The organism is Marinomonas gallaica (assembly GCF_049821165.1).
Taxonomy (GTDB): Bacteria; Pseudomonadota; Gammaproteobacteria; order Pseudomonadales; family Marinomonadaceae; genus Marinomonas; species Marinomonas gallaica.
In genome coordinates this window covers 3943741-3969677 of sequence record NZ_CP187511.1, presented here as the reverse complement: position 1 = coordinate 3969677, position 25937 = coordinate 3943741, and the positions used below count along the sequence as shown (strand labels likewise).

26 protein-coding genes are annotated in these 25937 nt (G+C 45.6%); 17 read left to right on the top strand and 9 right to left on the bottom strand.

All coding sequences use genetic code 11. The features are described from left to right. The first annotated feature begins 72 nt into the window (after positions 1–72). The 8 genes from recJ to ACPUEK_RS18705 all read left to right on the top strand — a co-directional run bounded on the left by recJ (position 73) and on the right by ACPUEK_RS18705 (position 10072). Positions 73–1797: a single-stranded-DNA-specific exonuclease RecJ gene (gene recJ / locus ACPUEK_RS18740; protein ID WP_425641802.1), complete on the top strand. Its 1725-nt coding sequence runs from the start codon at positions 73–75 to the stop codon at positions 1795–1797. A gap of 117 nt (positions 1798–1914) precedes the next feature. Beyond that, complete coding sequence (gene folD / locus ACPUEK_RS18735) at positions 1915–2757, top strand: bifunctional methylenetetrahydrofolate dehydrogenase/methenyltetrahydrofolate cyclohydrolase FolD (protein WP_067033635.1); 843 nt, start codon at positions 1915–1917, stop codon at positions 2755–2757. Between the two features lie 100 nt (positions 2758–2857). Further along, complete coding sequence (locus tag ACPUEK_RS18730; protein WP_067222995.1) at positions 2858–3448, top strand: UPF0149 family protein; 591 nt, start codon at positions 2858–2860, stop codon at positions 3446–3448. Positions 3449–3479: 31 nt separating this feature from the next. Beyond that, positions 3480–4784: an aminopeptidase P N-terminal domain-containing protein gene (locus tag ACPUEK_RS18725; RefSeq protein ID WP_425641800.1), complete on the top strand. Its 1305-nt coding sequence runs from the start codon at positions 3480–3482 to the stop codon at positions 4782–4784. Between the two features lie 19 nt (positions 4785–4803). After that, on the top strand, positions 4804–6000 hold the full coding sequence (locus tag ACPUEK_RS18720) for a UbiH/UbiF/VisC/COQ6 family ubiquinone biosynthesis hydroxylase (RefSeq protein ID WP_425641799.1): 1197 nt from the start codon (positions 4804–4806) through the stop codon (positions 5998–6000). Positions 6001–6284: 284 nt separating this feature from the next. After that, complete coding sequence (locus ACPUEK_RS18715; RefSeq protein WP_067223054.1) at positions 6285–7292, top strand: Fe(3+) ABC transporter substrate-binding protein; 1008 nt, start codon at positions 6285–6287, stop codon at positions 7290–7292. Between the two features lie 27 nt (positions 7293–7319). Beyond that, positions 7320–8990, top strand: coding sequence for an ABC transporter permease (locus ACPUEK_RS18710; protein ID WP_425641798.1), 1671 nt, complete (start codon positions 7320–7322; stop codon positions 8988–8990). An 11-nt stretch (positions 8991–9001) separates the two neighbouring features. Beyond that, complete coding sequence (locus ACPUEK_RS18705) at positions 9002–10072, top strand: ABC transporter ATP-binding protein (RefSeq protein WP_425641797.1); 1071 nt, start codon at positions 9002–9004, stop codon at positions 10070–10072. A 52-nt stretch (positions 10073–10124) separates the two neighbouring features. Here the strand turns inward: ACPUEK_RS18705 and ACPUEK_RS18700 are convergent, their stop codons facing one another. After that, positions 10125–10991, bottom strand: a complete 867-nt coding sequence (locus ACPUEK_RS18700; RefSeq protein WP_067033652.1) for an HDOD domain-containing protein — start codon at positions 10989–10991, stop codon at positions 10125–10127. A gap of 115 nt (positions 10992–11106) precedes the next feature. On the opposite strand from ACPUEK_RS18700, the gene ACPUEK_RS18695 reads away from it, so the two are divergent. The 3 genes from ACPUEK_RS18695 (at position 11107) to ACPUEK_RS18685 (ending at position 13592) form a co-directional block, all read left to right on the top strand. Further along, positions 11107–12303: a class I SAM-dependent rRNA methyltransferase gene (locus ACPUEK_RS18695; protein ID WP_067033655.1), complete on the top strand. Its 1197-nt coding sequence runs from the start codon at positions 11107–11109 to the stop codon at positions 12301–12303. 216 nt (positions 12304–12519) lie between these two features. Beyond that, positions 12520–12888, top strand: coding sequence for a DUF805 domain-containing protein (locus ACPUEK_RS18690; RefSeq protein ID WP_425641795.1), 369 nt, complete (start codon positions 12520–12522; stop codon positions 12886–12888). Between the two features lie 65 nt (positions 12889–12953). Further along, on the top strand, positions 12954–13592 hold the full coding sequence (locus ACPUEK_RS18685) for a YdcF family protein (protein ID WP_425641794.1): 639 nt from the start codon (positions 12954–12956) through the stop codon (positions 13590–13592). An 11-nt stretch (positions 13593–13603) separates the two neighbouring features. On the opposite strand, the gene ACPUEK_RS18680 is transcribed toward ACPUEK_RS18685, so the two are convergent. Genes ACPUEK_RS18680 through ACPUEK_RS18665 form a run of 4 tightly spaced genes read right to left on the bottom strand, consistent with a single transcriptional unit; the run spans position 13604 to position 16562 of the window. Next, on the bottom strand, positions 13604–14194 hold the full coding sequence (locus ACPUEK_RS18680; protein ID WP_425641792.1) for a Crp/Fnr family transcriptional regulator: 591 nt from the start codon (positions 14192–14194) through the stop codon (positions 13604–13606). Between the two features lie 4 nt (positions 14195–14198). Next, entirely contained in the window at positions 14199–15095 is an 897-nt protein-coding gene (locus ACPUEK_RS18675) for a DMT family transporter (protein WP_067033665.1), read from the bottom strand. Between the two features lie 11 nt (positions 15096–15106). Next, positions 15107–15925 (bottom strand): arylamine N-acetyltransferase family protein, encoded by an 819-nt coding sequence (locus ACPUEK_RS18670; RefSeq protein ID WP_067033668.1) that lies wholly within the window; start codon positions 15923–15925, stop codon positions 15107–15109. A gap of 13 nt (positions 15926–15938) precedes the next feature. Continuing rightward, the gene (locus ACPUEK_RS18665; RefSeq protein ID WP_425641791.1) at positions 15939–16562 is read right to left on the bottom strand and encodes a nitroreductase family protein; all 624 of its coding nucleotides are present in this window, start codon (positions 16560–16562) and stop codon (positions 15939–15941) included. A 187-nt stretch (positions 16563–16749) separates the two neighbouring features. On the opposite strand from ACPUEK_RS18665, the gene ACPUEK_RS18660 reads away from it, so the two are divergent. Next, positions 16750–17250, top strand: coding sequence for a hypothetical protein (locus tag ACPUEK_RS18660; RefSeq protein WP_425641790.1), 501 nt, complete (start codon positions 16750–16752; stop codon positions 17248–17250). Positions 17251–17310: 60 nt separating this feature from the next. Here the strand turns inward: ACPUEK_RS18660 and ACPUEK_RS18655 are convergent, their stop codons facing one another. Beyond that, positions 17311–17976 (bottom strand): HAD family hydrolase, encoded by a 666-nt coding sequence (locus ACPUEK_RS18655; RefSeq protein WP_067033676.1) that lies wholly within the window; start codon positions 17974–17976, stop codon positions 17311–17313. Positions 17977–18110: 134 nt separating this feature from the next. Between ACPUEK_RS18655 and ACPUEK_RS18650 the strand changes: the two genes are divergently transcribed. From ACPUEK_RS18650 to lgt, 3 genes are read left to right on the top strand one after another with little or no spacing between them, the layout of a single operon-like run. Next, positions 18111–18611 carry an RNA pyrophosphohydrolase gene (locus ACPUEK_RS18650; protein ID WP_067033679.1) on the top strand — a complete coding sequence of 167 codons (501 nt, stop codon included), beginning with the start codon at positions 18111–18113 and terminating at the stop codon, positions 18609–18611. A gap of 36 nt (positions 18612–18647) precedes the next feature. After that, positions 18648–20936 (top strand): phosphoenolpyruvate--protein phosphotransferase, encoded by a 2289-nt coding sequence (gene ptsP / locus ACPUEK_RS18645; RefSeq protein ID WP_067033682.1) that lies wholly within the window; start codon positions 18648–18650, stop codon positions 20934–20936. A 22-nt stretch (positions 20937–20958) separates the two neighbouring features. After that, positions 20959–21756: a prolipoprotein diacylglyceryl transferase gene (gene lgt, locus ACPUEK_RS18640; RefSeq protein WP_067033685.1), complete on the top strand. Its 798-nt coding sequence runs from the start codon at positions 20959–20961 to the stop codon at positions 21754–21756. A gap of 78 nt (positions 21757–21834) precedes the next feature. Here lgt and ACPUEK_RS18635 read toward each other — a convergent pair whose 3' ends face one another. Continuing rightward, positions 21835–22686 (bottom strand): thymidylate synthase, encoded by an 852-nt coding sequence (locus ACPUEK_RS18635; RefSeq protein WP_067223028.1) that lies wholly within the window; start codon positions 22684–22686, stop codon positions 21835–21837. A gap of 98 nt (positions 22687–22784) precedes the next feature. Here ACPUEK_RS18635 and folA point away from each other — a divergent pair, with 98 nt between their 5' ends. Both folA and ACPUEK_RS18625 read left to right on the top strand, forming a co-directional pair. Further along, positions 22785–23285: a type 3 dihydrofolate reductase gene (gene folA, locus ACPUEK_RS18630; RefSeq protein ID WP_067223032.1), complete on the top strand. Its 501-nt coding sequence runs from the start codon at positions 22785–22787 to the stop codon at positions 23283–23285. A 5-nt stretch (positions 23286–23290) separates the two neighbouring features. Further along, the gene (locus tag ACPUEK_RS18625; protein WP_425641787.1) at positions 23291–23710 is read left to right on the top strand and encodes a secondary thiamine-phosphate synthase enzyme YjbQ; all 420 of its coding nucleotides are present in this window, start codon (positions 23291–23293) and stop codon (positions 23708–23710) included. Positions 23711–23761: 51 nt separating this feature from the next. Here ACPUEK_RS18625 and ACPUEK_RS18620 read toward each other — a convergent pair whose 3' ends face one another. Both ACPUEK_RS18620 and ACPUEK_RS18615 read right to left on the bottom strand, forming a co-directional pair. Then, a complete protein-coding gene (locus ACPUEK_RS18620) occupies positions 23762–24985 on the bottom strand; it encodes a PAS domain-containing protein (RefSeq protein WP_067223039.1) in 1224 nt (407 codons plus the stop codon). 39 nt (positions 24986–25024) lie between these two features. Further along, the gene (locus ACPUEK_RS18615; protein ID WP_425641786.1) at positions 25025–25867 is read right to left on the bottom strand and encodes a 23S rRNA (adenine(2030)-N(6))-methyltransferase RlmJ; all 843 of its coding nucleotides are present in this window, start codon (positions 25865–25867) and stop codon (positions 25025–25027) included. Positions 25868–25937: the final 70 nt, after the last annotated feature.

Sequence of the window (25937 nt, the reverse complement as noted above, 5' to 3'; positions counted from 1 at the left end):
AAAGTTTAAAAGGAAATATGTTACAGTGGCTGCTCTGCCGTATTTCAATCTACCTATTATAAAGATTCCAACATGCGCATTATTCAACGAGCCCTGCCTGATGATTTAGTCAATGACTTTCCAGCGCACTTCCCAGCGACCTTGTCACGTATTTATCGATCCCGTGGCGTGACTGGGCTAAAAGAGCTGGAGTACAAACTTGCGAGTTTAGAGCATCCCAAGCAGTTTTTTGATATCGACAATGCCGCGGGCATTTTAGCGGATGCGGTTGAGCTGGGTCAGCGTATCGTTATTGTTGGCGATTTTGATGCAGACGGTGCAACGTCGACAACACTGGGCATATTGGCTTTGACCGCAATGGGGGCGATTGAGCCACAATACATTGTTCCGAACCGCTTTGAATACGGTTACGGTTTGACGCCAGAAATCGTACTCTTAGTGCAAGAGCTGGAGGCCGACGTATTGGTCACAGTCGATAATGGTATTGCTAGTCTGGAAGGGGTTGCAGCTGCGAAAGCCGCAGGTATGAAAGTGATCGTAACCGATCATCATCTACCCGGTGATACCCTGCCGAATGCCGATGCGATTGTTAATCCTAATCATCCAGACTGTGGCTTTCCTAGCAAAGCTTTAGCTGGTGTTGGGGTGATATTTTATGTGATGTCTGCACTTCGAGCGCAACTGACCCAACGTCAATGGTTTGAAAAAGCGCATATCCCTCGTCCTAATATGTCGGATTATCTAGATATTGTGGCGCTAGGTACGGTCGCAGATGTGGTGCCGCTGGATGCCAATAATCGCATTCTAGTGCAGCAGGGATTGGCTCGAATTCAGTCCGGTAAAGCGCGCCCTGGTATTTTAGCATTGCTGGAAATAGGGGGACGCGAGGCGAGTCGAATCAAAGCGACGGATTTAGGTTTTGTGGTGGGTCCGAGATTGAATGCCGCTGGGCGCTTAGATGATATGTCTATTGGTATTGAATGCTTATTAGCAGAACAAACCATGTTAGCGCGATCTTATGCCGAGCAGCTGGATATGCTTAATCGTGAGCGTAAAGCCATAGAGTCCGATATGAAACTGCAGGCGGAGCGTTCCTTGCAAGATTTAGAAACAGGCAGCGAGCTCCCTTATGGTATGTGCTTTTATAAAGAGGACTGGCACCAAGGGGTAATCGGGATACTAGCTTCACGGATGAAAGAGAAGTGCCATCGTCCTGTGATTGCCTTTGCCCAAGCGGATGAAGAGACACTAAAGGGTTCTGCTCGTTCTATTCCAGGGGTGCATATTCGTGACGCGCTGGATTTATTAGCAAAACGCCATCCTACTTTATTGTCCAAATTTGGTGGTCATGCCATGGCCGCAGGCATGTCGATTAAAACAGAAGACTACCCTGCCTTTGCTAAAGCCTTTGATAACATTATTGAAGAGTGGGTGACCCCAGAGCAACTGGAAGCAACGCTTTATACGGACGGTGCTTTAGCGGCCCAAGATTTTAGTCTGGAATTTGCTGAACAGTTACGCGTAGCTGGGCCTTGGGGGCAAGCATTTCCCGAGCCTTGTTTTGATGGCGAGTTTGAATTACTGCAACAGCGTATTGTCGGGGAAAAGCATCTTAAGCTGACGTTGCGCGATCCACAAACGAGCATGTTGATCGATGGCATACACTTTTTTGCCGATCTCACTGTCTGGCCAAATACTGCACAACGAGCACGGTTGGTTTATAAGCTGGACATTAATGAATTCCGCGGTCAACGCAATTTGCAGCTCATGGTCGATCATATCGAGCCATTGAGTTGAGTTTTAACAGAATAAATACCTAGGTATTTGCATACAGAGGGGCGGCATTCCTTTGATAATAGGATATAATCTGCGTCCCTCACTTAACCACCGAATAATTTTTGCAGGAGTTCATTCATGGCTGCACTGGTTCTTGACGGCAAACAATGCGCGAAAGAGACCGAAGAGCGTTTAGCAAAACAAGTTGCTAAACTAAAAGAACGTACCGGCGGTACTCCTATATTGGCTACGATCCTAGTAGGTGCAGATCCATCTTCTGCTACTTACGTAAAGATGAAAGGCAATGCATGTCGCCGCGTTGGAATGGACTCTCTTGCGATTGAACTGCCGGAAACCACCACCACAGAAGAATTGCTGGCAAAGATCGAAGATCTAAACGCAAATCCTGATGTTCACGGTATTTTGCTTCAGCACCCAGTGCCTGAGCAAATCAACGAGCGCGCTTGCTTCGATGCGATTGCGGCCCATAAAGATGTCGATGGTGTTACCTGTCTTGGCTTTGGTCGTATGGCGATGAAAGAGCCTGCTTTTGGTGCAGCGACTCCCGCAGGTGTTATGCGCCTATTGGAAGCCTACGATATCGACATTGAAGGCAAGCATGCGGTTGTAGTGGGACGAAGCCCAATTCTAGGTAAACCAATGGCGATGATGCTGTTGAATGCCAATGCAACGGTGACTATTTGCCACTCGCGCACGCAAAACCTCTCTGACATCGTTAAACAAGCGGACATTATTGTTGGCGCAGTAGGCAAACCTGAACTGATCAAAGCGGATTGGATCAAAGATGGCGCCATTGTTATTGATGCTGGTTACCACCAAGGTGGCATCGGCGATATTGAGCTTGCGCCATTATATGAGCGTGCTTCAGCCATCACACCTGTTCCAGGTGGTGTTGGCCCAATGACAATCAATACATTGATTTTGCAAACACTGGAGTCTGGCTTAAAACAATTAAGCTAAGCTTGAAGTGACTGCTTATGATCCTCATATATAGATCATAAAGAGCCGTGCCCATGGGCGCGGCTTTGTTTTTTTAATTCAGACAAAAAGGTTACTCCCCATGTCCACAGAAATGTTATTGGATGCGCTGGACTTCGATTTAATTGCGGATGTATTTGTTACCGAATCTATTTCGGCATCACCGGCTGAATTGCATGGGCAACTATGTGGGTATCTGGCGTCAGGCGTCGCATTACCCCTAGAAGACTGGCTTGCGATGGTAGCGGAGTTCTGTGATATCGAAGGTTGGAAAGAAGACGCCAGTCGTGATGCGATTGTTGAACTGTATCAATCAACGATCGAATTGTACCGCAATGGTGAGTACGCATTGGTGCCTTGTATGAGCGACGATGATGCGCCACTTAGTGAACGTGGTACAACGCTAGCGCAATGGGCACATGGCTTTTTAGCCGGTTACGGCTTATCTGGACATAAACCAAACTTGTCAGACGATGCGAAACAAGTACTACAAGATTTTGCCAACATCTCGGCCATGCAGGCTGATATGGAAGCTCTTGAAGAGAATAATGACAACGAAACCGATTTAATCGAACTGGTCGAATACGTTCGCTTGTCTGCCATGATGTTATATTCAGAGCACGGTAGTGTTGCGGAAAAAACGGATGCCAGCCAAGCGCCGCTTTTCCACTAATCGCACTTGAGTGAAGTAAAAGGAGTATGCAATGAAACTGTCTAAAGAAATTTATCGCGAGCGTCGTCAGCGCCTAATGAGTGCGCTCGGTGATCATACCGTTGCGGTGATTCGAGCGGGTGAGTTAGCCACGCGTAATAATGACTGCGACTATGAGTTTCGCCCGCATTCGAGCTTCTTTTACTTAACTGGATTTAATGAACCCAGCGCGATGCTGTTTATTTTACCGACAGGTGAGAGCCACATGGCTGTGCTGCCAAAAGATCCTGAGCGAGAGCAGTGGGATGGTTTTCGTCATGGCATGACTGGAGCGATGCAAACCTTTGGTATGGACCAAGCGGTTGAGCTTGATGAGTTAGAGGACTTGGCTTTAGAGCTGTTCGATGGCGCTGATAAAATCGCTTTGTTAATGGAAGACGAGCTGTTGCGTGATCAAGCGTTAACTTGGCGCGATGCATTAGCAGCACGTGCTCGCCAAGGCGCTGTTGCACCAACCAGTATTGTCGACTTGAGCGATGTATTGCATGAGATGCGTCTAATTAAAGACGCTGCTGAAATCGACATTATGGAACGCGCGGCGCAGATCAGTGTTCAAGCACACACCCAAGCCATGAAAGCGGTTGTGCCAGGGATGATGGAATACCAGTTGGAAGCAGAGCTGAACTACGTGTTTATGAAAAATGGAGCACGCGTTCCTGCATACAATAATATTGTGGCCTCTGGTTGTAATGCCTGTGTCCTACATTACATTAAGAACGATGAAGAAATTGCCGATGGCGACTTAATTCTGATTGATGCGGGTGGTGAATTAGGCTGTTACGCTTCCGATATAACCCGTACTTTCCCTGCAAACGGTAAGTTTAGTGAGCCACAGGCTCAGCTATATCAGCTGGTTTTGGATGCCTATCATGCCGGCTTAGCTCAAATGACCGTTGGTAACCCGTATGAAGCCTTTCATATCAAAGCAGTAGAAGTGTTGGTCGCAGGATTGGTAAAGCTAGGTTTGTTGCAAGGGGATGTCGAAGAGCTGATAGAGAACAAAGCCTATCGAGATTTTTACATGCACAATACTGGGCACTGGTTAGGTTTGGATGTACACGATTGTGGCCGTTATAAAGAAGCAGGTGAATCCCGCCCCTTGCAAGCAGGGATGGTTTTGACCCTTGAGCCAGGACTTTATATTAACCCAGATAATGAGTCTGTCGATGTAAAGTGGCGCGGTATTGGCATACGCATTGAAGATGACATACTCATCCGTGAAGAAGGTCCCTACGTATTAACCCACGGATTGGTAAAAGAGATTGCTGAGATTGAAGCCTTAATGGCGTCTAAATAAGTTGGAGTAGAGGTTTGGTATGGCCAGAGAATACGATGTAGTCATTGTGGGAGCCGGAATGGTTGGCGCGTTAACCGCAGTATTAACCGCTCAGAAAGGCTTAACTGTCGCTTTGATCGATAAACACTCTGGCCGTTATACGTTATCCACACCTCCAGCGTACGATGCACGCGTGAGCGCTATCTCAAAGTTATCCCAGACACTGCTTGAAGAAGCGGGCGCTTGGCAGCGTATTGCGCAAGATCGCCTTGCACCCTACCATAAAATGGCGGTCTGGGATGGGCTTGGGGATGGTTATGTGGATTTCGATACACATTATCAACAGGGGCAAACGTTAGGCCAGCTTGTGGAAAATGCTGTTTTATGTAATGCCTTAATGAAAAGTGTGCACGATACACGCGGTATTGATTTGTATTTTGATGACAGTGTGGTTGCTCAACGCCAAGTAGATCAAGGTGTAGAAATAGACCTTGCTTCTGATCGTCAATTACAAGGTTCTGTGCTGGTTGCAGCGGACGGCGCGAATTCTCAAGTGCGACATCAAAATGGCTTTGAAACGGTCGAATGGGACTATGGTCATCACGCTATTGTGACGACGGTTGAGATTGATCAGCCGCATGAAGGTACGGCATGGCAAGCGTTTGGAGAGGAAGGCATTTTAGCCTTTTTACCTTTGCCGAGTGTCGATGACAAACATTACGTGTCGATTGTTTGGTCAGTAGCGCCTAGTGATGCTGAGCAGTTGGTGGCCTTAGAAGAGGCCGATTTCTGTAAGCGCTTAACGTACTCCATTAATCGCCGTTTTTCTGCGCTGTCGATTACGGTTCCTCGAATGGCAATCCCGTTGCGTCAGCGTCATGCAAAGCAATATGTGCAAGAGGGGATTGCCTTAATTGGTGATGCGGCCCATACGATTCATCCTTTAGCAGGGCAAGGTGCAAATCTTGGTTTTGCCGATGTCAGTGCGTTGGTGCCTATTCTGGTAAAAGCGCATCAGCGTGGAGAAACGCTCGGATCGATGAAGGTCCTGCGCCGCTATCAGCGTGCGCGTATGTTGGATAATATTGCTATGTCGGCATCGATGGAAGCCTTCAAACGAATGTTCACGACGCAACAGCCTATTGTTGTACAGCTGCGTAATATGGGGATGAAGGTGTGCCATTCATCGTCGACTATTAAGCGTCAGTTGGTGGCTCATGCCTCCGGTATTCGCTAACGTCAGAAAAGCGATTAATTAACGACCTAATAACCGTTTAAAAGAGAACCTTAGTTCTCTTTTTTTGTCTATTCATCCCGTGAATTTTGTTTTTTGGCAAGTCTGCAACGATCAAAGCGGAAAAGCTATGTAAATAAAAACAGTTTTCATTTATAGTGATATTCAAATAGTTTAGCCACAACTCATATGTGTCGAGCCTCAGAATTTATAAGGTTGTAACAATGAATGCATTAGTAAGCGTATCTGGCGCGTCTGCGCGCACTTTGGTTAGTAAAAGTATCTCAATGGCTCTAGTGGCCGGTGCTGTGTTAGGCAGTACGCTGGTCACTGCAGCGGGTGAAGTGAATGTTTACTCGGCGCGAAAAGAAGCGTTGATTGCACCAGCGTTAGACGCTTTTTCAAAAGCCAATGATGTGACAGTAAATCTTGTTACAGGTAATGCCGATGCGTTGTTGCGTCGTTTACAAGTTGAGGGCAGTGCAAGCCCTGCCGATGTTTTTATCACAGTCGACGCGGGTCGTTTATACCGTGCTAAAGCAGCGGGTGTGTTGCAACCTTTTGAAACCGATGTGCTGAATGATGTCGTGCCTGACAACTTACATGATCGTGATGGGTATTGGTATGGACTGTCACAGCGTGCACGTGTGATTTTCTATAATCCAGAAAAAGTAGATGCAAGTGAGCTATCGACTTACGAAGCTCTGGCTGATCCTAAATGGAAAGGTCGTATCTGTGCGCGGTCTTCTTCGAATATCTATAACCAATCACTTGTAGCGTCAATGATTGAAGCGGATGGAAAAGAAGCGACTCAAGAATGGGTAAAAGGTTTTGTTGCCAACTTGGCTCGTCCGCCATTTGGTGGTGATACCGATCAGCTCAAAGCCGTTGCTGCTGGCGTGTGCGATGTGACCTTGGCGAATACGTATTACTTTGGCCGCCTAGGACAAAGCGATAAGGCATCAGATCGTGCTGTATATGATCAAGTTGCGTTATTTTGGCCCAACCAAACGGAAGGCGATCGTGGGGCTCATGTCAATGTAAGTGGCATTGGCTTAACAACCTCAGCGACCAATATCGACAATGCTAAGTTGTTAGTGGAATACTTAACGAATCATGAAAGCCAAGAGTGGTACGCTAACGTTAATAACGAATACCCTGTTATTGACGGTGTTGCCCCACCAAAGAGCCTGCAACCATTTGGCGAATTTAAAGCTGACTCTATGTCTCTAAGTGTTCTAGGCGATAATAACCGTATGGCGGTTGAGATGATGGATACAGCGGGCTGGAAATAATCTCACTGAACTAGAGTAAGTGTATTAATGTCGACATTGACTCAAGCAAATCCTGCTGTGCAAAGCCGTAGCAGGATTTCTTTATTGAAGCTCAGCGCAATTACGATTGCGTTGTTACTGGCTGTGCCTGTGTTGATCATTTTGGTCAATATTTTTTTAGGTGGCAGTGGGGTGTGGCAGCATTTATTAGATACTTTGCTGTTTGATTACATTTCCAATTCCCTTTTACTCATGTTGGGCGTCACCCTAGGGACACTTGCCATGGGGGTCCCTGCGGCTTGGTTAACAAGTGTGTGTAATTTCCCGGGACGATCGATGTTCGCTTGGGCGCTACTCTTGCCTCTTGCGATGCCAGCTTACATCATTGCTTATACCTACACGGGCTTATTTGATTTTGCTGGCCCTGTACAAACCTTTATTCGTGATGTAACAGGATTAGGGTACGGTGAGTATTGGTTCTTTGAAATGCGCTCTTTAGGCGGCGCTTTTGCGATGCTTTCGTTAGTACTGTATCCATACGTGTATTTAATGAGTCGAGCGGCGTTTCTAGAACAATCGGCGAATACTTTAGAAGTGTGCCGTACACTTGGTTATTCCGCGCCGCAGGCCTTTTTTCGTTTAGCATTGCCAATGGCCAGACCTGCGATCGTGGCGGGTGTGACATTGGCGATGATGGAAACCTTAGCCGATTACGGTACTGTACAGTATTTTGGTGTGACGACTTTTACGACGGGCATCATGCGAACTTTTTATGGGTTTGGTGATTTGGCTGCTGCATCGCAGCTGGCCGGTATCTTGTTGTTATTTGTCGCCGTGCTTATTTTTTCTGAGCGCTACTCCCGCAGAAAAATTTCTTACCATACTTCAGGGCTGCGTAAAGCCAGCCAACGCAAAATCGAGTTACGCGGGATGTATGGTGTCGCGGCGTTTACGGCGTGTGCTATTCCTGTTTTAGCGGGCTTTGTTATCCCTGCCTTGGTGCTGTTCTATTGGGCTATGTTTGAAGCCGAGGCAGTGGGTTGGGGCTTTATACAACTCGCTTGGAACTCATTCTATTTGGCGGCTCTAGCGGCTATGATCGCGGTCTTGTTAGCCATGGTGTTGGCGTATGCTGGGCGATTGAATAAAGAGAAAAGTGTACAAACAGCGATTGTAACCTCAGGCATGGGCTATGCTTTACCTGGTACTATTATTGCTATTGGGGTTATTGTCCCCTTGGCATGGTTAGATCATCGAATTATTGAATTTGTTCAACATGTGTTTGAGATCAAAGTTGGGTTGTTTTTCTCTGGTACTATTGCAGCGTTATTATTTGCTTATACCGTTCGCTTTATGGCAGTGTCGTTAGGCTCGGTTCAAAGTGGCCTAGGAAAAGTAAAGCCAAGTATGGACATGGCAGGTCGCTCATTAGGTTGTACGCCAGCCCAAGTATTGCGCCGTATCCATGTGCCTTTGTTAAAAAGCTCTGTACTCACAGCATTATTAATTGTTTTTGTTGATGTCTTAAAAGAGTTGCCAGCAACATTAATTTTGCGTCCATTTAACTTTAATACGCTTGCCGTGAGAGCATTTGAGCTGGCTTCTGATGAGCGTCTAGTAGATGCTGCACCAGCGTCATTAATGATTGTCGCGGTAGGCCTAATTCCAGTGATTTTGTTAAGCCGATCTATTTCATCCAGTGCACAGCATGAGGCTTAATGAGGTATAACATGACAGCAATGCCACCGAATAAAATGTTAAAAGAACTCAAATTAAGCAATATCGCTGTGGGCTACCAAGGTATTCCTATAGTGCAAGAGGCTAACTTTCGAATTATCGAGGGTCAGATAGGTTGTTTACTCGGGCCAAGTGGTTGCGGCAAATCTACCTTACTACGGGCTATTGCTGGTTTTGAGCCGCTAATGGGCGGTGAAATCACATTGGATAATGAGGTGCTGTCCTCGGCTACGGAAACACTGAGCCCTGAAAAGCGCAGTATTGGTATGGTGTTTCAAGACATTGCCTTATTTCCGCATTTAACCATTGGTGCCAATATTGCCTTTGGCCTAAAAGGCTGGTCGAAGAAAGAGGTTCAGGCTCGAATTGAATACTTGCTCGAGCTTGTTGGCTTAGAGGGTTATAACGAACGCTATCCGCACTCCTTATCAGGAGGGCAGCAACAGCGTGTTGCATTGGCGCGTGCCATTGCCCCAAAACCAAAACTTTTACTCATGGATGAACCGTTCTCAGGGCTTGATGCGAAGCTTCGAGAAGAGCTTGTGCCCGATATTCGTGCCATCTTGCAGCATGAAAAAGTCAGTGCGATTCTTGTAACGCATGATCAAGCGGAAGCCTTTGCGATGGCGGATCAGGTGGCCATTATGGAAGCCGGTCGCATTCTACAAGTGGGAACGCCCTATGAGATTTATCATGAACCGGTTTCTCGTTTTGTGGCGATGTTTATTGGTCAGGGGGACTTCTTGCCAGCCGTTGTGTGTGGTGATAACTGTGTGCATTCTGATCTAGGTGAGATTCACGGGGATATGGAGCATGGCTTTAAGTCAGGTGCGAAAGTGGATTTACTGGTTCGCCCAGATGATATCCTGCACGATGATGACAGCGCCTTTAAAGGCCTAATTGTCAGTAAATGGTTCCGTGGGTCTTACTTTTTATATCGTGTGAAATTGCCTTCTGGAAAAGTAACTTATTGTTTTGCGTCCTCGCATCATAATCATTCTATTGGTCAAGAAATTGGCTTAAGCGTCAATTTAGATCACCTAGTGATGTTTCCTACCCATTGAGTGGGCGTCAAACTTAACAAAGCGCCTCAGGCGCTTTGTTAAGTTTGAAGGTTTAAAGATTGCCAATACCTTGTTCGCGACAGGTATCGATAATTCCTTCGAAGTCATATTCGGTAAGCGATAAATGCTCTAATGCAAAGTGTCCTATTTGCATCCATTCATAGTCTTCAGCGGCTTTACCAAGATGTTTATACGTCGTGCTGATGTGCTCCGCCATTTTCAAAATAGACATAAAGGTAAGGTACTTAGTATCGCCTGCAATGCGTTCATTGTAGAGCTTTTGCGCACGGTGATGATGAGCAATGACATAACAGCACGCTTTGGGCAGGGCCCAAGATTTAGCCAGATAGTAACCGACAACCGAATGATTGGTGCGAAAGGTGCGGTTTTCAATATCGGTTAATTCAAAGTCATGGCTTTGATAACCTTCTTCTAGCACTGCTTTGTAGCCGTCAAACCGGCTCATCATAAGTGGAATGCCTGCATTGTGAAACAAACCTAAGGCATAACACTCGTCTTGATACTTGAAGCCAATTTGATGGGCGATACTAGAACAGACGGCTGCAACATCCATCGCGTTGTCCCAGAAGTTATGCATCTCTTCAATAGCACCATCGGAGAGCTCACCTTTTACAGCTAAGCCATTCACAATATTAGAGATAGAGTTTATGCCTAACATCATCACGGCTTGTTTAATCGAGGATATTTTACGAGGTAACCCGTAATAAGCCGAATTCACAAATTTCAGTACGGCGGCGGATAAACCAACATCTTGTGAGATGATTTGTGCGATGCGGTTCATATCCGGCTCTGGCATCACTTGTTCCATATGTAGGTCAACCATGACCTGCGGCTGAGGGGGGATAGCGATACCCTGAAGCACGCGTTTGAGTTGATCGTCATTTATGCCAGTAGACATCGAAACCTCTTTTTTTGAATCTACTTAATGAAAAGATCACGAAATACACCATTATCGTAGAAATCCAACACTGAACAATTATAATAGCGTTTTTTACGTAACCTTGGTGAGAATTTTGAGTGTAATTAGGTTAAAAGGGCAAGCGGACAGAAGGCTTCGTGCTGGCCATCAGTGGATTTATAGCAATGAAGTAAACATGGATGCGACGCCTTTAAAGCAGTTTAATGCTGGAGATCAAGTAATTGTTGAAACGGCCCAAGGTAAACCTTTGGGTGTAGCAATGATTAACCCTAATACACTGATCTGTGGTCGTTTGATTAGCCGTAGCGTTGATACAGTGTTAAACAAATCGACTCTTATTCATCGATTGAAAATTGCGTTGTCGCTGCGTGATATGACATACCCTGAACCATACTACCGTTTGGTTTTTGGTGACTCAGATGGCTTATCTGGTCTGGTTGTCGATCGCTTTGCTGATATTCTAGTGGTACAAATCTCTACTGCTGGCATTGAACGTATAAAGGACGAAGTCATTGAAGCGTTGCAAGAAGTGGTTAAACCAAGCGCCATTTTGATGAAAAACGATGGCAAAATGCGCAACGTTGAAGGGTTAGATACCTACGTTGAAGAAGTATTTGGTCATGTGCCAGAAGTCGTTTACCTAAAAGAAAACGATGTACTTTTCCAGGCGCCAGTTTGGGATGGTCAAAAAACAGGTTGGTTCTACGACCATCGTGAAAACCGCAAAACCATGCAAACCTTCTGTTCAGGTAAGCGCGTTTTAGATGTGTTCTCTTACGTGGGCGGTTGGGGGGTCCAAGCTGCTGCAGCCGGTGCCACGGATGTGACTTTCATAGATGCGTCGGAAGCGGCACTTGATCATGTGGATGCGAACCTTGTTTTAAACCAGTACGAAGGTGAATCCAACCTTTTGCAAGGCGATGCTTTTGAAGCGATGCAGTCTTTGATCGAAGAGAAGCAACGTTTCGATGTCGTTGTTATGGACCCACCAGCGTTTATTGCACGCCGTAAAGACATCAAAGCTGGAGAAGGGGCTTATCATCGCGCAAATCAATTAGCGATGCGGTTGGTTGCAAAAGGTGGCATTCTTGTATCTGGCTCATGCTCAATGCATTTAGAAACGAGCCGTTTGCATGACATCGTACGCAGTAACAGTCGTCAGCTAGAGCGCTTCTCTCAGTTAGTCTACCGCGGAACGCAAGCGCCCGATCATCCGGTGCATCCTGCGATTCCTGAAACGGAATATCTAAAAGCACTGTTCTATCGAATACATAACAATATGGGCTTATAAGTCTTCAGAGAAATTAGGCCATCAATAAAGCTGGATCTTGCTGATGAGGTTCAGCTTCTTGCCACTAAATGGTAAGGTATTCGTAAGTATTACTTTGATAGACAGCAATTTTATGTGGCTGTAATAGAATCTTCTCCGCTATTAAAAGGAGCTTATCCCAGCCTGATTTGGCACCGAAATAGATAAGCTGTTACGGAATTAAACAAGGAGATTTCAATGGATTTTAAACAAGTTAAAGCAATTTTCATGGATGTGCTGCAAAACTACAAAAACTTTGAAGGACGTAGCCGTCGTAAAGAGTTCTGGGTTTTCCAATTTTGTACCTTTCTAATTACGCTTCCATTTAGCATTGTCGGCGGTATTATTGGTTTGTCGCTTCTTGGCTTAATTGTTTCGTTGATCTTTTTAGTGCCTAACGTTGCAGTTTGTATTCGCCGGTTGCATGACACGGGGCGAAGTGGTTGGTTTCTACTGTTAACTTTCATCCCTGTTATTGGCGCTCTGGTACTGCTGTACTTCTTTTTACAAGATAGCCAGTCAGAAACCAATGACTTCGGCGTATCGCCAAAAGTAGCCATGACTTAGTGTTTTATGTAAAGGAAGCCATAGCGCTGTGGCTTCCTTTTCACCTTAACTGACTTAATAAAAGTATGACCTATCGATTTCTAGGCAGACTGTCTCTACTGATCTTTCTCTTAATAATGCTTATCTATTCGGCAGTAGTGTGGTGTATCTGGCACTATGATACGAAGCCGATAAATCCTCGCGCTGATGCCGCCGTTGTACTTGGTGCTTCGACAACGCCTTCAGGCCCTTCTCTGGTGTATCGTGCCCGTATTGATCACGCTATTGATCTTTACCGACAAGGGGCCGTTAACTCAATCATTCTCACTGGCGGTATGATCAAAGGTCAGGCGTCCTCTGATGCTAAAATTGCTCAGAGATATGCATCTTCAGCGGGCGTTCCTATTGATGATCTTTTGATTGAAGAGCAGTCGAAAACCACCAAGCAAAACTTAATATACATGCTTGAATTAGCAGATGAGTATGATATCCACTCTTTTGTGATTGTCAGTGATCCACTTCATCTGATGCGTGCTATGGCTATGGCAGATGACTTGGGAGTGAAGGCGATTGCTTCCGGAACGCCCACCAGTCGCTATGTAAGTTGGTCTGTTAAGATGGAATTCGCGCTCAGAGAGGCCTATTACTATCTCGCGTATCAAATATTTGGCTCTGTTCTTCCAAGTAGTTCAAATATCAGCAATGCTTCATCTAAGCAGCTTTAGAGCTAGATTTGTTATGGCGTATTTTTCAGTTGCGTTCGAATACGGCTTAAAGCAATAGGGGTAATGCCAATATAGGATGCAATTTGTTGTTTAGGTAATGTGTCTTTTAATTCAGAGAAATCTCGGCAAAAATCCAAGTATCGCTGCGTCGCAGAATGTTTCACCATGGCATGCTCTTTTTGTTCCTTGGCAATGAAGATACTTTCTAAGAACTTAATATAGGCTTGAGTAAACGCTAGATCCTGACACATTTGTTGATAAAAGGATTGCCATGAAAATGAAAAGGCAACACTGTCCACAACAGCCTCAATATTAAAAGATGCAGGCTGAGCAAGCGTCAGTGCACGAGTCGAACCTACCAGCTTAGGCGCTTTGGCCAGTGTTTGAGTGTATTCTTTGCCACTTTCGGAGAGGCTGTAATAGCGCACTAAACCACAGCTCAGAAAAAACATGTTTGCGCTTGTCTCACCTTGATTTAATAAGCATTCCCCTTTACTAAGCGAATGCACTTTGATCTCAAGCGTCAAAGAATCCCAATGGATACCTTGTTGATACTGGTCGAAAAAGTGCATCAGTTGATGCGTCAAATATTGTTTGTCCATATCTCTATTCCGAGCGTGTTGCCTGATGACTGTCTATCATTAGGATTGCCAGTAGCACCATGAAAGCGCCGATCATGAAACCATAAGAAAAGAGCAATATGGCTTCGCTTTGTGTGGCTTGATAAATAGCCACCCAAATCGGTATGGTATAGCTAAACGCCAGTAGACGTGATGCGCCCCCATAACGAATAACGAGTTGTTGCAGTACAAAGGTGAGTAGCGTCGTAAACAGTGTCAAATAGATAAGTAGTAGCCAAAATTTAGAGGCTTGCCAAGCGACATGACTTAAATCGCCCCAAGTTAGGGTAATTGGAATGAGCCAAGCCGAGCCAAACAGCATGATTCTATAAGCGCCTTCAAAAGCGGCGACGTGTCCTCCCCAGTGCTGCACACTAATGATATGCAAAGCCAATAATCCACACGCGATAAAATAAATGGCATCGCCAATATGCCAGACCATTTGACCTTCGCGAGTAAAGACTAAGACACTGATTGCACCAGCGGATCCAATCATATACCCCAGCCAATGTTTGAACGACGTACGCTGACCAAAAGCGAACATTAGCATGGCACCTAATAACGGTACGAAAGTATACATGACCGAGGTATTCAAAGAGGACGTTGTTTTCAAAGCGGTAAAAAGTCCAATGAAGAACCCGACTAAGGACCCGCTTATCAGTAAATAGCGAAGCGTTAAAATAGGCGATTTGAACACGGTTATCAGAGAGCTTTTAGTTGAGCGTTGGATGAAAAAGTAGATTGGCGACATGACTAGCAGCGCTAAGGTAAAGCGCAGTCCTGTTGTCGCCAGAGGTGACGCGTAGGGTGTGATATAGGCCGAGGCAATAAAAGATGAAGCCATCAACCAAGCCCAAAGCAACGCCACTAGAATAGAATGCATAATGGCTTCCTTTAGTTTTTCGTGATTTCTAGCTTTGGGGCGATATGGTGAGTAAATAGAAATTCACAAAGCTCGGGTTCGATACAAAGATCAAAGGTGTGTCGGAGCACTCCAAATAATTTTTCCGGCGAATCAATAATTGAGACAGATTCAGAAGATTCTGTGGCATGTTTAAATCTTTGATTGGCGAGAGAGAATGTTTCCGTAGGCGTTTTCTGACTTACCACGACATTATTTACAAATACGGCGGAAGAATGTTTATGCGAGTAAAAATGTCCGACTTCGCAGTCCGCATCACTGTACTGAGCAAGATCAAAGCGGTACAAGATGAAAGGCTCGCCTTCTTTAAGTAACAGTAATTCGTACTCATTGTGATTGGTGGCTCGAATTTGGTAATACTCAAGTCCTGCTTTTTGAGGTGTCTTACGGTTAAAAGCAATGGGTAAAATAGGACACGTCGCACCAAATCCAACATCCACTAAATATGTTTCCCCCGCACACTCAACGATGGTCAATCGATGCGTTCTAGGTACCGGTCGCTCGTTGTTATTAATGACTTTTGCCAGAACCAAACGGACGTTGAAGCCCCACTCGGCAAGTGCTTCATAGGCGATTTTGTTATGTTCAAAGCAGTAGCCTCCCGCACCGCGCTGAACGACTTTTTTGAGTATGGATTGACTGTCTAGGGGTAGATCTTTGTGTAGTAAAACGGCTAAGTTGTTAAATGTGAAACGCTCAATATGATGCACTGTAAAAGTGTTTAAAAAGTCTAAATTAGGCTCTTGAGGACGAGCCAGATTTAGCGCTTTTAAATAGTCGGTGTAAGTCATTGTTATTCAGCTCCTACGCTAAGAATTGAACAAAATCTTGGCTTGGAATACGAACTTTTGTTGGAAGTTCAAGCGAGTCATTTCGGTAGCCAACAGCGCAAATGACGCAGGTGTTCAAGCCTTGGTTTTCAAAGCCCAAAAGCTGATTAAACGCCTCTACGTCGAAGCCAGTCATAGGGCATGTGTCGATGCCTTGTGTGGCCGCTTCTGTCAACAAAGAACCCAGAGCAATATAAGCTTGCTGTTGCGCCCAGTTTTGTTGCTCTTGATGGCTTTTAGCTGCTATTGCAGATTTAATGTGATCAGAATAACCATCTAGACTGCCTATCTCAGCTCCTGTTTGCTCATAGTAGTGTTGAAAGTATTGATCAACGAGCTCATCACCAATCTTAGTTTGATGAGCGAATACAATTAAATGTGAGCATTCGTGGAGTTGGGGTTGATCAAATGCATGCTTAGCAAGTTGTTTAAGTAGGATTGGGTTTTCTATTACCCATACCTGATAAGGTTGTAAACCGTAAGAAGAGACGGAAAGTCTGGCCGCTTCCGTCAGGTCAGTAATCTGCGCTTTGGGTACTTTTTGGCTGGAAAAGTGCTTTAATGAATGCCGCCACTTCAAAGCTGGGAGTGTACTCATAACCTATTACCTCTGAATGTATTAGTAAGTTCAGTCACTTTAGCCAGCTTTTAACTGAAAATAATTAACCTAAGTTTAGTACCCTAAAAATTTTACCTATATTTAAAGCCAAGCTAAGATCCGCAACAATCAAGTTTCTGATGTTTGTAAAACCTGTGGCGAAGCCACCTACACGGAGTAATAGAAAATGAAACGGTTAATTGGGCTGCTTGCCCTGTCGCTGATGTTGCCACTAGTCGGATGTGCATCCAAGTCAGTAACGCCACTAGAAGTAGGTACAAAAGTAACGTTGAAAGGAATAGAGAATCAGTACGGTGAACCGTTTAAAAACCAAAATTCAATGCAGGCACTTATGTTTGTAGAAGGAATGTCAGCCAAAGAAGTGCTTCAAAGTGCTCTTGATAGAGTTGATACGAGCTGTTTGGATGAAGGGAAGTTAGTTTACCTTGCCGATATCAGTGGTATGCCGAGTTTGATTTCAAATATGGTGGCAGTACCTAAAATGCGTACTTATGATTATCCTATCTGGCTTGATCGAGAAGGGGATATATCTGCGACGCTTCCAAGTAAAGAGGGCCATGTTTCGTTGCTTAGTATTAATAAGCAAGTAGTGACGGCCGCAAGTTTCTACGCTAACAGTGATACGTTGTCCCAAGCACTGATTAATGAGTGTGGCATTGAACGCTAGCGAGTATTGAACAATCATAAAAAAACGCAGCATCGACTGCGTTTTTTATGATGATAGAGACTACAGAGAATTGCCACGTAGAGAAATATGTGGCCAGCCACGCTCTTTTGCGATCTCTGTTAAGGTCGGGTCAGCGTCTACCGCAATAGGGTGTTCAACCAATTCAAGCAAAGGTAAATCATTGCGAGAGTCGCTATAGAAATAACTGCCTTCCATAGAATGGCCAGTTTCTTTTAGCCAATCATTTAAGCGAGTTACCTTGCCTTCTTGGAAACTCGGGATACCGACGACATTTCCCGTGTATTGATCATCAATCACTTCTGGGACAGGCGCAATAATGTGGTCCATACCGAGAGAATCAGCGATCGGGCCCGTTACAAATTGATTTGTCGCGGTAATCAATAACAAAAAATGACCTTGGTCTTTGTGAAACTTCAGTAATTTAGAGGCTTCTTCTTGCATCATAGGGCGTACTTTTACATCCATAAACTCTTGATGTAATGCGTCACGCTCGGCTTTACTGAATTGCGTAAGCGGCTTTAGGCTGAACGCTAAATATTCATAAATATCCAATGCGCCTGCTTGATACTGCTCAAAAAAACGATCATTTGCTTCCTTGTACAGTTTTGTATCAACCAACCCTTTTTCAACGAGGAATTGTCCCCAGTTGTAGTCACTGTCGCCGCTTAGCAGCGTTCCGTCTAAGTCAAATATTGCCAGTGTCACAGCATCACCTATTAATTGAATTATGTTGCACAGTATAACGACGGTATTGACAAATAACATCCCGATTAATTGTGTGAAACACGGAATTATGGAACAATGATGAGCATTAGATTTTAGTTATAAGGTGAGACCTCGTGATTGATGCAGACGGATACAGACCGAATGTAGGCATCATCTTGATGAACGAACGAGGCCAGCTTCTTTGGGCGAGGCGCGTAGGACAAAACGCGTGGCAATTTCCCCAAGGGGGCATCAAAGCGGATGAAACACCGGAACAAGCCTTATACCGCGAACTTAAGGAAGAAGTGGGGTTAGAGCCACATCAAGTTGAGATCGTTGGTAGAACCCGAGGCTGGTTACGTTACAGGCTTCCTAAGCGAATGCTGCGTCATAATAGCAAACCCTTATGTATCGGACAGAAACAGAAATGGTTTTTGCTTTCCATTCGCTGCGCTGATGCGTGCGTGTGTGTTGATAGCAGTGATTGTCCAGAGTTTGATGGATGGCGCTGGGTAAGTTATTGGTATCCGTTAGGCCAAGTGGTTGCGTTCAAAAAGGATGTCTATCGTCGTGCATTAAAGGAACTCGTTCCCAATGCACACAGATGGTTAAAGCGTACGAAAAAGCCAGCATAAGCTTCGCTTTATCCTGCGCCAGACAGTAGAGGATTTATGTTAAGTTTATTGAGACGAATCACCCAAGAAGTTACAGCGGCTCAGTCGTTGCAAGCTGCGCTCGATATTATTGTGCGTCGTGTGCGTCGAGCGATGCGCTCTGAAGTGTGCTCAATTTACTTAGTGGATCCTAACAGTCAAGATTACGTACTAATGGCAACCCGTGGTTTAAATGCGGACGCCGCGGGCAAACTCAGTCTTAAATCCGATGAGGGTTTGGTAAGTTTAGTGGGACGTCGAGCGGAGCCGGTTAACCTAGAGGATGCGCATGTCCACCCGGCCTTTCATTACTTAAGTGGTACTGGTGAAGAGCGCTATCGTTCGTTCTTAGGTGTGCCTATTATCCACCATCGTCAAGTCCTTGGCGTGCTAGTTGTACAGCATGAAGATCGCCGACGCTTTGATGAGGGGGAAGAAGCCTTTCTGATTACCTTATCAGCCCAGCTTGCAGGTGTTATTGCGCATGCCGAAGCAACGGGCGCGATGATGTCTTTAACACCGAATACGCCACCTTCCGGAACAGACTTTCGCTACAAGGGGATTGCTGGCAGTTCGGGAGTGGCGATTGGTAAAGCGGTTGCGATTTATCCGCCTGCCGATTTAGACGTTATTCCGGATCGAACACCGCAAAGTATTGCCTCTGAAATCGAAGATTTTTATCAGGCACTTGGCGCGGTACGTAAAGACATTAAGAAAGTCAGCAGTCGCTTAAGTCAGCACATTAGTACTGATGAAAAAGCATTGTTTGATGTGTATTTGAAAATTCTCGATGATAACTCCCTTGCTGCTGAAATCGTCCGTAAGATCGAAGAAGGCAACTGGGCACCTGGAGCATTGCGTCAGGTCGTTAAGCTTCACATCTCTGTATTCGAGCAGATGGAAGATCCTTACTTGCGCGAGCGCGCAACGGATATTCGAGATTTAGGGCGTCGAATCTTATCTCACTTACAAGAAAAAACGACCAATGTTAGTGAAGAGATCACTGGGCCAGTGATTCTTGTAGGTGAAGAGTTGACGGCCTCGATGCTGGGTGAATACCCGCTCGAAAAAGTTAAAGGTTTAGTGTCTGTGATGGGCTCAAGCAGTTCTCACGTAGCAATTCTGGCGCGTGCTATGGGCATTCCGACGGTAATGGGGGCGGTCGACTTACCGTATACGAAGCTTGATAAAGTCGACATGATCGTGGATGGCTACTCTGGTCAGATTTTTACCTATCCTTCGGAAGCAATCATCGATAGTTATCAGCAAATTGTTGATGAAGAGCGTGAGCTTGAAAGTGAGTACGAGCAACTTAAAGATCTGCCATGCGAAACCTTGGATGGTCAGCGTATAGGCTTATACGTGAACACCGGCTTATTGGCAGATGTTAACCGCTCTTTGGATCGAGGTGCAGAAGGTGTCGGTCTATACCGTACCGAAGTGCCCTTTATGATTCGCGATCGTTTCCCAACTGAAGCGGAGCAAGAGCAAATTTACCGTCAGCAGCTTGAAGGCTTTGCCCCGGCACCAGTGACCATTCGAACATTGGATATTGGTGGTGATAAAGCGCTGCCGTATTTTCCAATCAAAGAAGAAAACCCATTTCTGGGCTGGCGTGGTATTCGTGTTACGCTGGACCATCTTGAAATATTTATGGCGCAAATTCGTGCCATGATCAAAGCCAGTTCAGGTCTGCATAATTTGAAGATTATGTTGCCGATGATTTCCAATGTGGCCGAAGTAGAAGAAGCCTTAGCGTTGATTCGACGTGCTTATGCTGAAGTGAAAGAAGAAGGCTTTGATGTGGTGATGCCACAAGTGGGCGTGATGATTGAGGTGCCGAGTGCGGTTTATCAAGCCAAAGAGTTAGCGGCAATGGTCGATTTCATGTCTGTGGGTAGTAACGACTTAACTCAGTATCTGCTCGCGGTAGACCGTAATAACTCTCGCGTGGCGAACTTGTACCACACATTCCACCCCGCGGTACTTCGAGCTTTAGCCGACATTGTCGAACGTACTCGAGGTGAGGGCGTTAAGTTGAGTGTGTGTGGCGAGTTAGCGGGGGATCCACTGGGCGCGATTTTAATCATGGCAATGGGTTACGACACCCTGTCGATGAGTTCAACAAGCTTACCAAAAGTCAAAGCAGTGTTACGCAAACTCAGCATGGCTCAAGCGCAAGATATGTTGCATCAAGTACTGCCATTGGTGCATTCTGATGCCGTACGTCAGACCATGATGAAACTCGTCCGCGAAGCGGGGGTCGAACGACTCATTCGTCCGTCTAAAACGGCCGCTCTTCAGTAACAACATCAACGAAAGACTTTTTATGATTGCCTACCCAGATATCGATCCGATAGCGGTTTCACTCGGCCCCATCGCCATTCATTGGTACGGATTAATGTACCTTATAGGCTTTGTGTCAGCTTATTACTTAGGTGTGTATCGTGCTAAACGCTCTGATGGTTTATGGACCTCCGAGCAAGTCAGTGACATGATCTTTTATGGTGCGATGGGGGTCATACTAGGGGGACGTATTGGGTATATTCTGTTTTATCAGTTTCCATCGTTCCTAGATAATCCACTGATGCTATTCCGTATATGGGAAGGCGGCATGTCTTTCCATGGTGGGTTGTTAGGGGTGATATTCGCGATGTGGATGTTTGCCCGAAAAACAAAAAAACACACCATTGATATCTTAGATTTTGTCGCACCTTTTGTGCCTATTGGGCTAGGATTGGGCCGCTTAGGTAATTTCATCGGTGGTGAGCTTTGGGGGAAACCGACTGACGTGTCTTGGGCGATGATTTTCCCTGGGGATCCGCTGCAACTGACTCGCCATCCATCTCAGTTGTACCAATTCGCGCTTGAAGGTGTCGCGTTGTTTGCGATCCTGTGGTTTTTCTCTCAGAAACAAAAGCCGCGTTATTGTGTGTCCGGTATGTTCCTATTGTTTTACGGTATTTTCCGTATTCTGGTCGAGTTTGTACGAGAGCCTGATCCGCAGTTGGGCTACATTGCATTTGGTTGGTTAACACAAGGTCAAATACTGTCGACGCCAATGGTGTTGTTAGGTGTTGGCCTACTGATTGTTGGCTATAAGCTGCAACGTTACCCGCAAAAGTAAACATGTCTTTGAAACCAAAAACGCCGCATACATGATGCGGCGTTTTTAGTTGTGCTAAATGCTGCACAGAAAATATAGCTACACAGAAAATGGGTAGGCAATTGGCTCGTGATATTCGTAGCCTTCTAGCTCGAAGTCTTCCAATGTGACCCACGTTTCAAGATCTTCCAAGGTTTTGATGTTTGGATTGATTTTGAAGGTTGGCACGGCCAGTGGTTCGCGTTTTAGTTGCACGTCACGCATCAGCTCAAGCTGATCTTCGTAAATGTGAGCATTCACGATCTTGTGGTACGCCTTACCCGGCTTTTTGCCTGTAATCTGCGCCATAATGGCTAACAAGAAGTAGACCTGAACCATATTGAAGTTCAACCCGAGTGGCACATCACAGCTGCGTTGTGTGCTGTTTAGGTAGAGGGTATCACCTAGCAATGAAAAGTGATGGCTGTACATACATGGACGTAGGCACGCCATATGCAATGCACCCGGATGATAGAAGGTGAAGATTTCACCACGGTTGTCGATGCCTTGGCTAAGGTCGTCAACGATTAGGCGCAGTTGGTCAACTGAACCGCCATCTGGTTTTGGGAAATTACGGCCAATCGCACCATAGCAAAGCCCCATATCGTCTTCACCTTTACGGTATGGATTGTTGAGCCATACTTGGTTGTCGTTGGCATTAGCATCCCAGGTTTTAGTGCCTAAGGCGCGAAAATCTGCGGCATTATCGTAGCCACGAAGGTAGCCAATAATCTCTGCAATGGCTGACCTCCAGTAGCTCTTACGTGTCGTGACTAAAGGGAATTCACCTGCGCCAACGTTGTAGGTGAGATCTGCGTTGATCACGGTTAGGCAACGCTTACCGGTACGCTCATTCGCTACCCATTCACCTTCATCAATAATACGATGACAAAGGTCGAGATACTGTTTCATGTAATTGAGGCCTTTGTTGGGGTAAAATGGCGGTAATTATAACAGATCTAAGAAAGCTCTGAGAGTTTTCGACACTATCCAATTTATCTGGAGCTAACATGCTGTCACTTATTGTTGCTATGTCGACCAACCGTGTAATCGGGATCAATAATTCGTTACCTTGGCATTTGCCAAATGACTTGAAGTACTTCAAACAAGTGACAATGGGTAAACCGATTGTGATGGGGCGTAATACTTATGAGTCCATTGGCAAGCCTTTACCTGGACGCCGCAATATTGTCATCAGCCGTAATCCAGATTACCAACCTGATGGGGTGGATGTGGTGTCGTCGCTGGATGCGGCCATCAAGCTGGGCGAAGATATTTGTTTAATAGACGGTCACGAAGAAGTGATGATCATTGGTGGCGCACAAATTTATGCACTGGCCTTACCACGTGTGGATCGCTTGTATATTACTCATGTGGATGCCGAGGTTAACGGCGATGCATTTTTCCCTGAAGTAGATTGGGACAATTACGAGAAAATAGGGGAAGAGTCGTTTGCTGCAGAAGGGCCTAACCCGTATGACTACCGTTTCAGTGTGTATCAACAAGGCTAATCGGTATGTGGTTTCAAAAAGAAGTAACGCTCGCCGCACGCAAGCGAGGCTTTCATCTGGTCACTGATGAGATAGTGCGTCAGCTACCGGAGCTAAAAAAGCTGAAACTAGGGCTGTTAAATGTATTTATCAAACATTCTTCAGCGTCATTGACGATTAATGAAAATGCTGACCCGACGGTACGTGTGGATTTTGAGAGTTTCTTTAATCATGCGGTGCCCGAAAATGAACCTTACTATCAGCATACGTATGAGGGCAGCGACGATATGCCTGCGCACCTTAAGAGCAGTATTCTAGGGTCGAGCTTGACGATACCGGTGACGCAAGGGGATCTGAACTTGGGTATTTGGCAGGGGGTTTATCTGTGTGAGCATCGTAACCACGGTGGCGCGCGTACGCTCGTGCTGACATTGCAGGGTGAATAAAATGTTTTCGCAGCGTAAAGGGGCGTGAGCCCCTTGTTATAGGTGTGTCTTTTATTCTGCTATGGAAATAGAAACACCTGTCGTTCGGCCTTTTTCTACAGCAGAGTTGGCGCTCTGAGCCAGTTCTTCAATGGTTTCGCCATCCTCTGGGAAAGTCGCTAGACCGACGCATAGATTTAAATGACTGCTGTCGCTGAATTCCAATACTTTCTGTTCTTCTTCACGAGGTAATAAAAAGTCATTGATCAGTTTCTGAGCGTCTTTCAAGCTGGTATTGGGTAGCAATAATAACAGTTTGTCGTGAGCGACGCGCGCAAGGATATCGGCTTCACGAATCTTTTTATAGATGTATCGTGCTGTTGTATGAATAGCGGTATTACGCTTTTCTAATGGCATGTCTGCCAACAAACCACGGGCGTCCAAATCAATTTTCGCCATGGTTAATGGTGTGTATTGACGGCGAGCAAGCCCCAACTGTTTGGTGAAATGTGTGAGCGCTGCACCACGGTTCAATAACCCAGTCAGTTCATCGAAGGTGGCTTGAGCACGTAAATGCTCTTCAAGGGCTTTCTGAGGGCTGATGTCTTCAATAAAGCCAATGATTTTAAGCACTTCCCCTTGAGGGCCTTGGCTATAAGTACGGCCACGTTCTCGTACCCAAATGAACTCATCATTGGCACGGCGAATACGGTACTCGGACTCGTAATAGCGTTGTTTGTGGTTGATGTGTTCTTCAACCGTTCGTGTCATCTTTGGCAAGTCATCTTGATGGATGCGTTCACGCCAAGCTTGACTGCTATGAGGTGTGTTCTCCAATGAGCAGCCGAGTAGAGATGCGATCGATTGCGAGCATGAAATGGTATCTTCCTCGACTTCCCACATCCAAATCCCAGCGGAAGACTCCGTCAGCGCAAACTTTAATAAAGTATTTTCCGCGACACTGAAATCCAAGTGCTCGGTGTGTGAGATATATCCGAGCACATGTCGATCATCAAGTTCTGTTAATGTGATTTCAGCGGTAATGAAGCGATCACCGACTTCCAGTTTGGTACTTAATCGCTCGACTTCACCACGTTGAATCTTATGAACGATGCTCGCTAGATCGCTTTCGCTGTCATTCATTAACGATTGCCACGTAGTTTGGCGAGCTGCGCCAACATTTAGATATAGATTCTCTAAGCTCTCGTTAGCCGCAACGATCTCGCCACTGTCGATCTGTGCGATAAACGCGGGTGTGGGCATGTGATGAAATGCGCTGGTAAACGGGATGGACATAAAGACTCCTTATCAAGTCGTGTGCTCGCCAATCGAGCCTTACTCAGGTGTAATCCAACGTAGTTGGAAGTGCGCATCGTCGTTTTCTGCCAGTACGTCGCGCAAATAGGGAAGAAACGCTTGGGCTTCTTTTTCCAAGGTCCATGGCGGATTAACGACAATCATGCCGCTGCCTGCCATACCGCGCTTGGTTTCCGTCCCGCGAATATTCAGTTCCAATAATAACGTATTTCTAATTTTGGTCGCCGCCACTGCATTAAGCAAATGATCTGCTTGGCGTCGATCCAACACAGGATACCAGATTGCAAAGGTACCTTGAGAGAAACGCTTGTAACCATCTTCAAGAGCTTTGACGACAGTCTGGTAATCTTTTTTCACTTCGTAGGGTGGATCCATCAATACGAAGCCACGTTTTTGTGGCGGTGGAAGCATGGATTTTACGGCAAGAAAACCATCATCTTTTACCACATTTGCGATTCTTTTTTTAGGGAAAAGTGCAGCAAGTTTTGGGTAGTCGTTTGGGTGCAGTTCACATAAATGCATTTTGTCTTTCTGACGCAGATAGTGATCAATTACCATCGGGCTACCAGGGTAGACCTTTAATTGGCCTTTTGGGTTGAGATCTTTGACAATATCAATAAACAATTCAAGAGGCTCAGGTAAATCATTACGCTCAATTAAGCGGCTTATTCCGGTGTCGTATTCATGGTTTAGCTGCGCTTGATCCGATGCCAATTCATACAAGCCGATTCCCGCGTGCGTGTCTAAATAAAAGAACGGAGCCTCTTTTTTAACTAGATGTTGGCAGACTTGGCTGGCAACTAAATGCTTAAGAATGTCGGCGTGATTGCCTGCATGATAAATATGGCGGTAACTAAGCATGGCATAGGGTCCAATATAATTAAAAAAGCCGCTCCTCTTTTTAAGGTGCGGCTTTGTGGTGTTAAGCGAG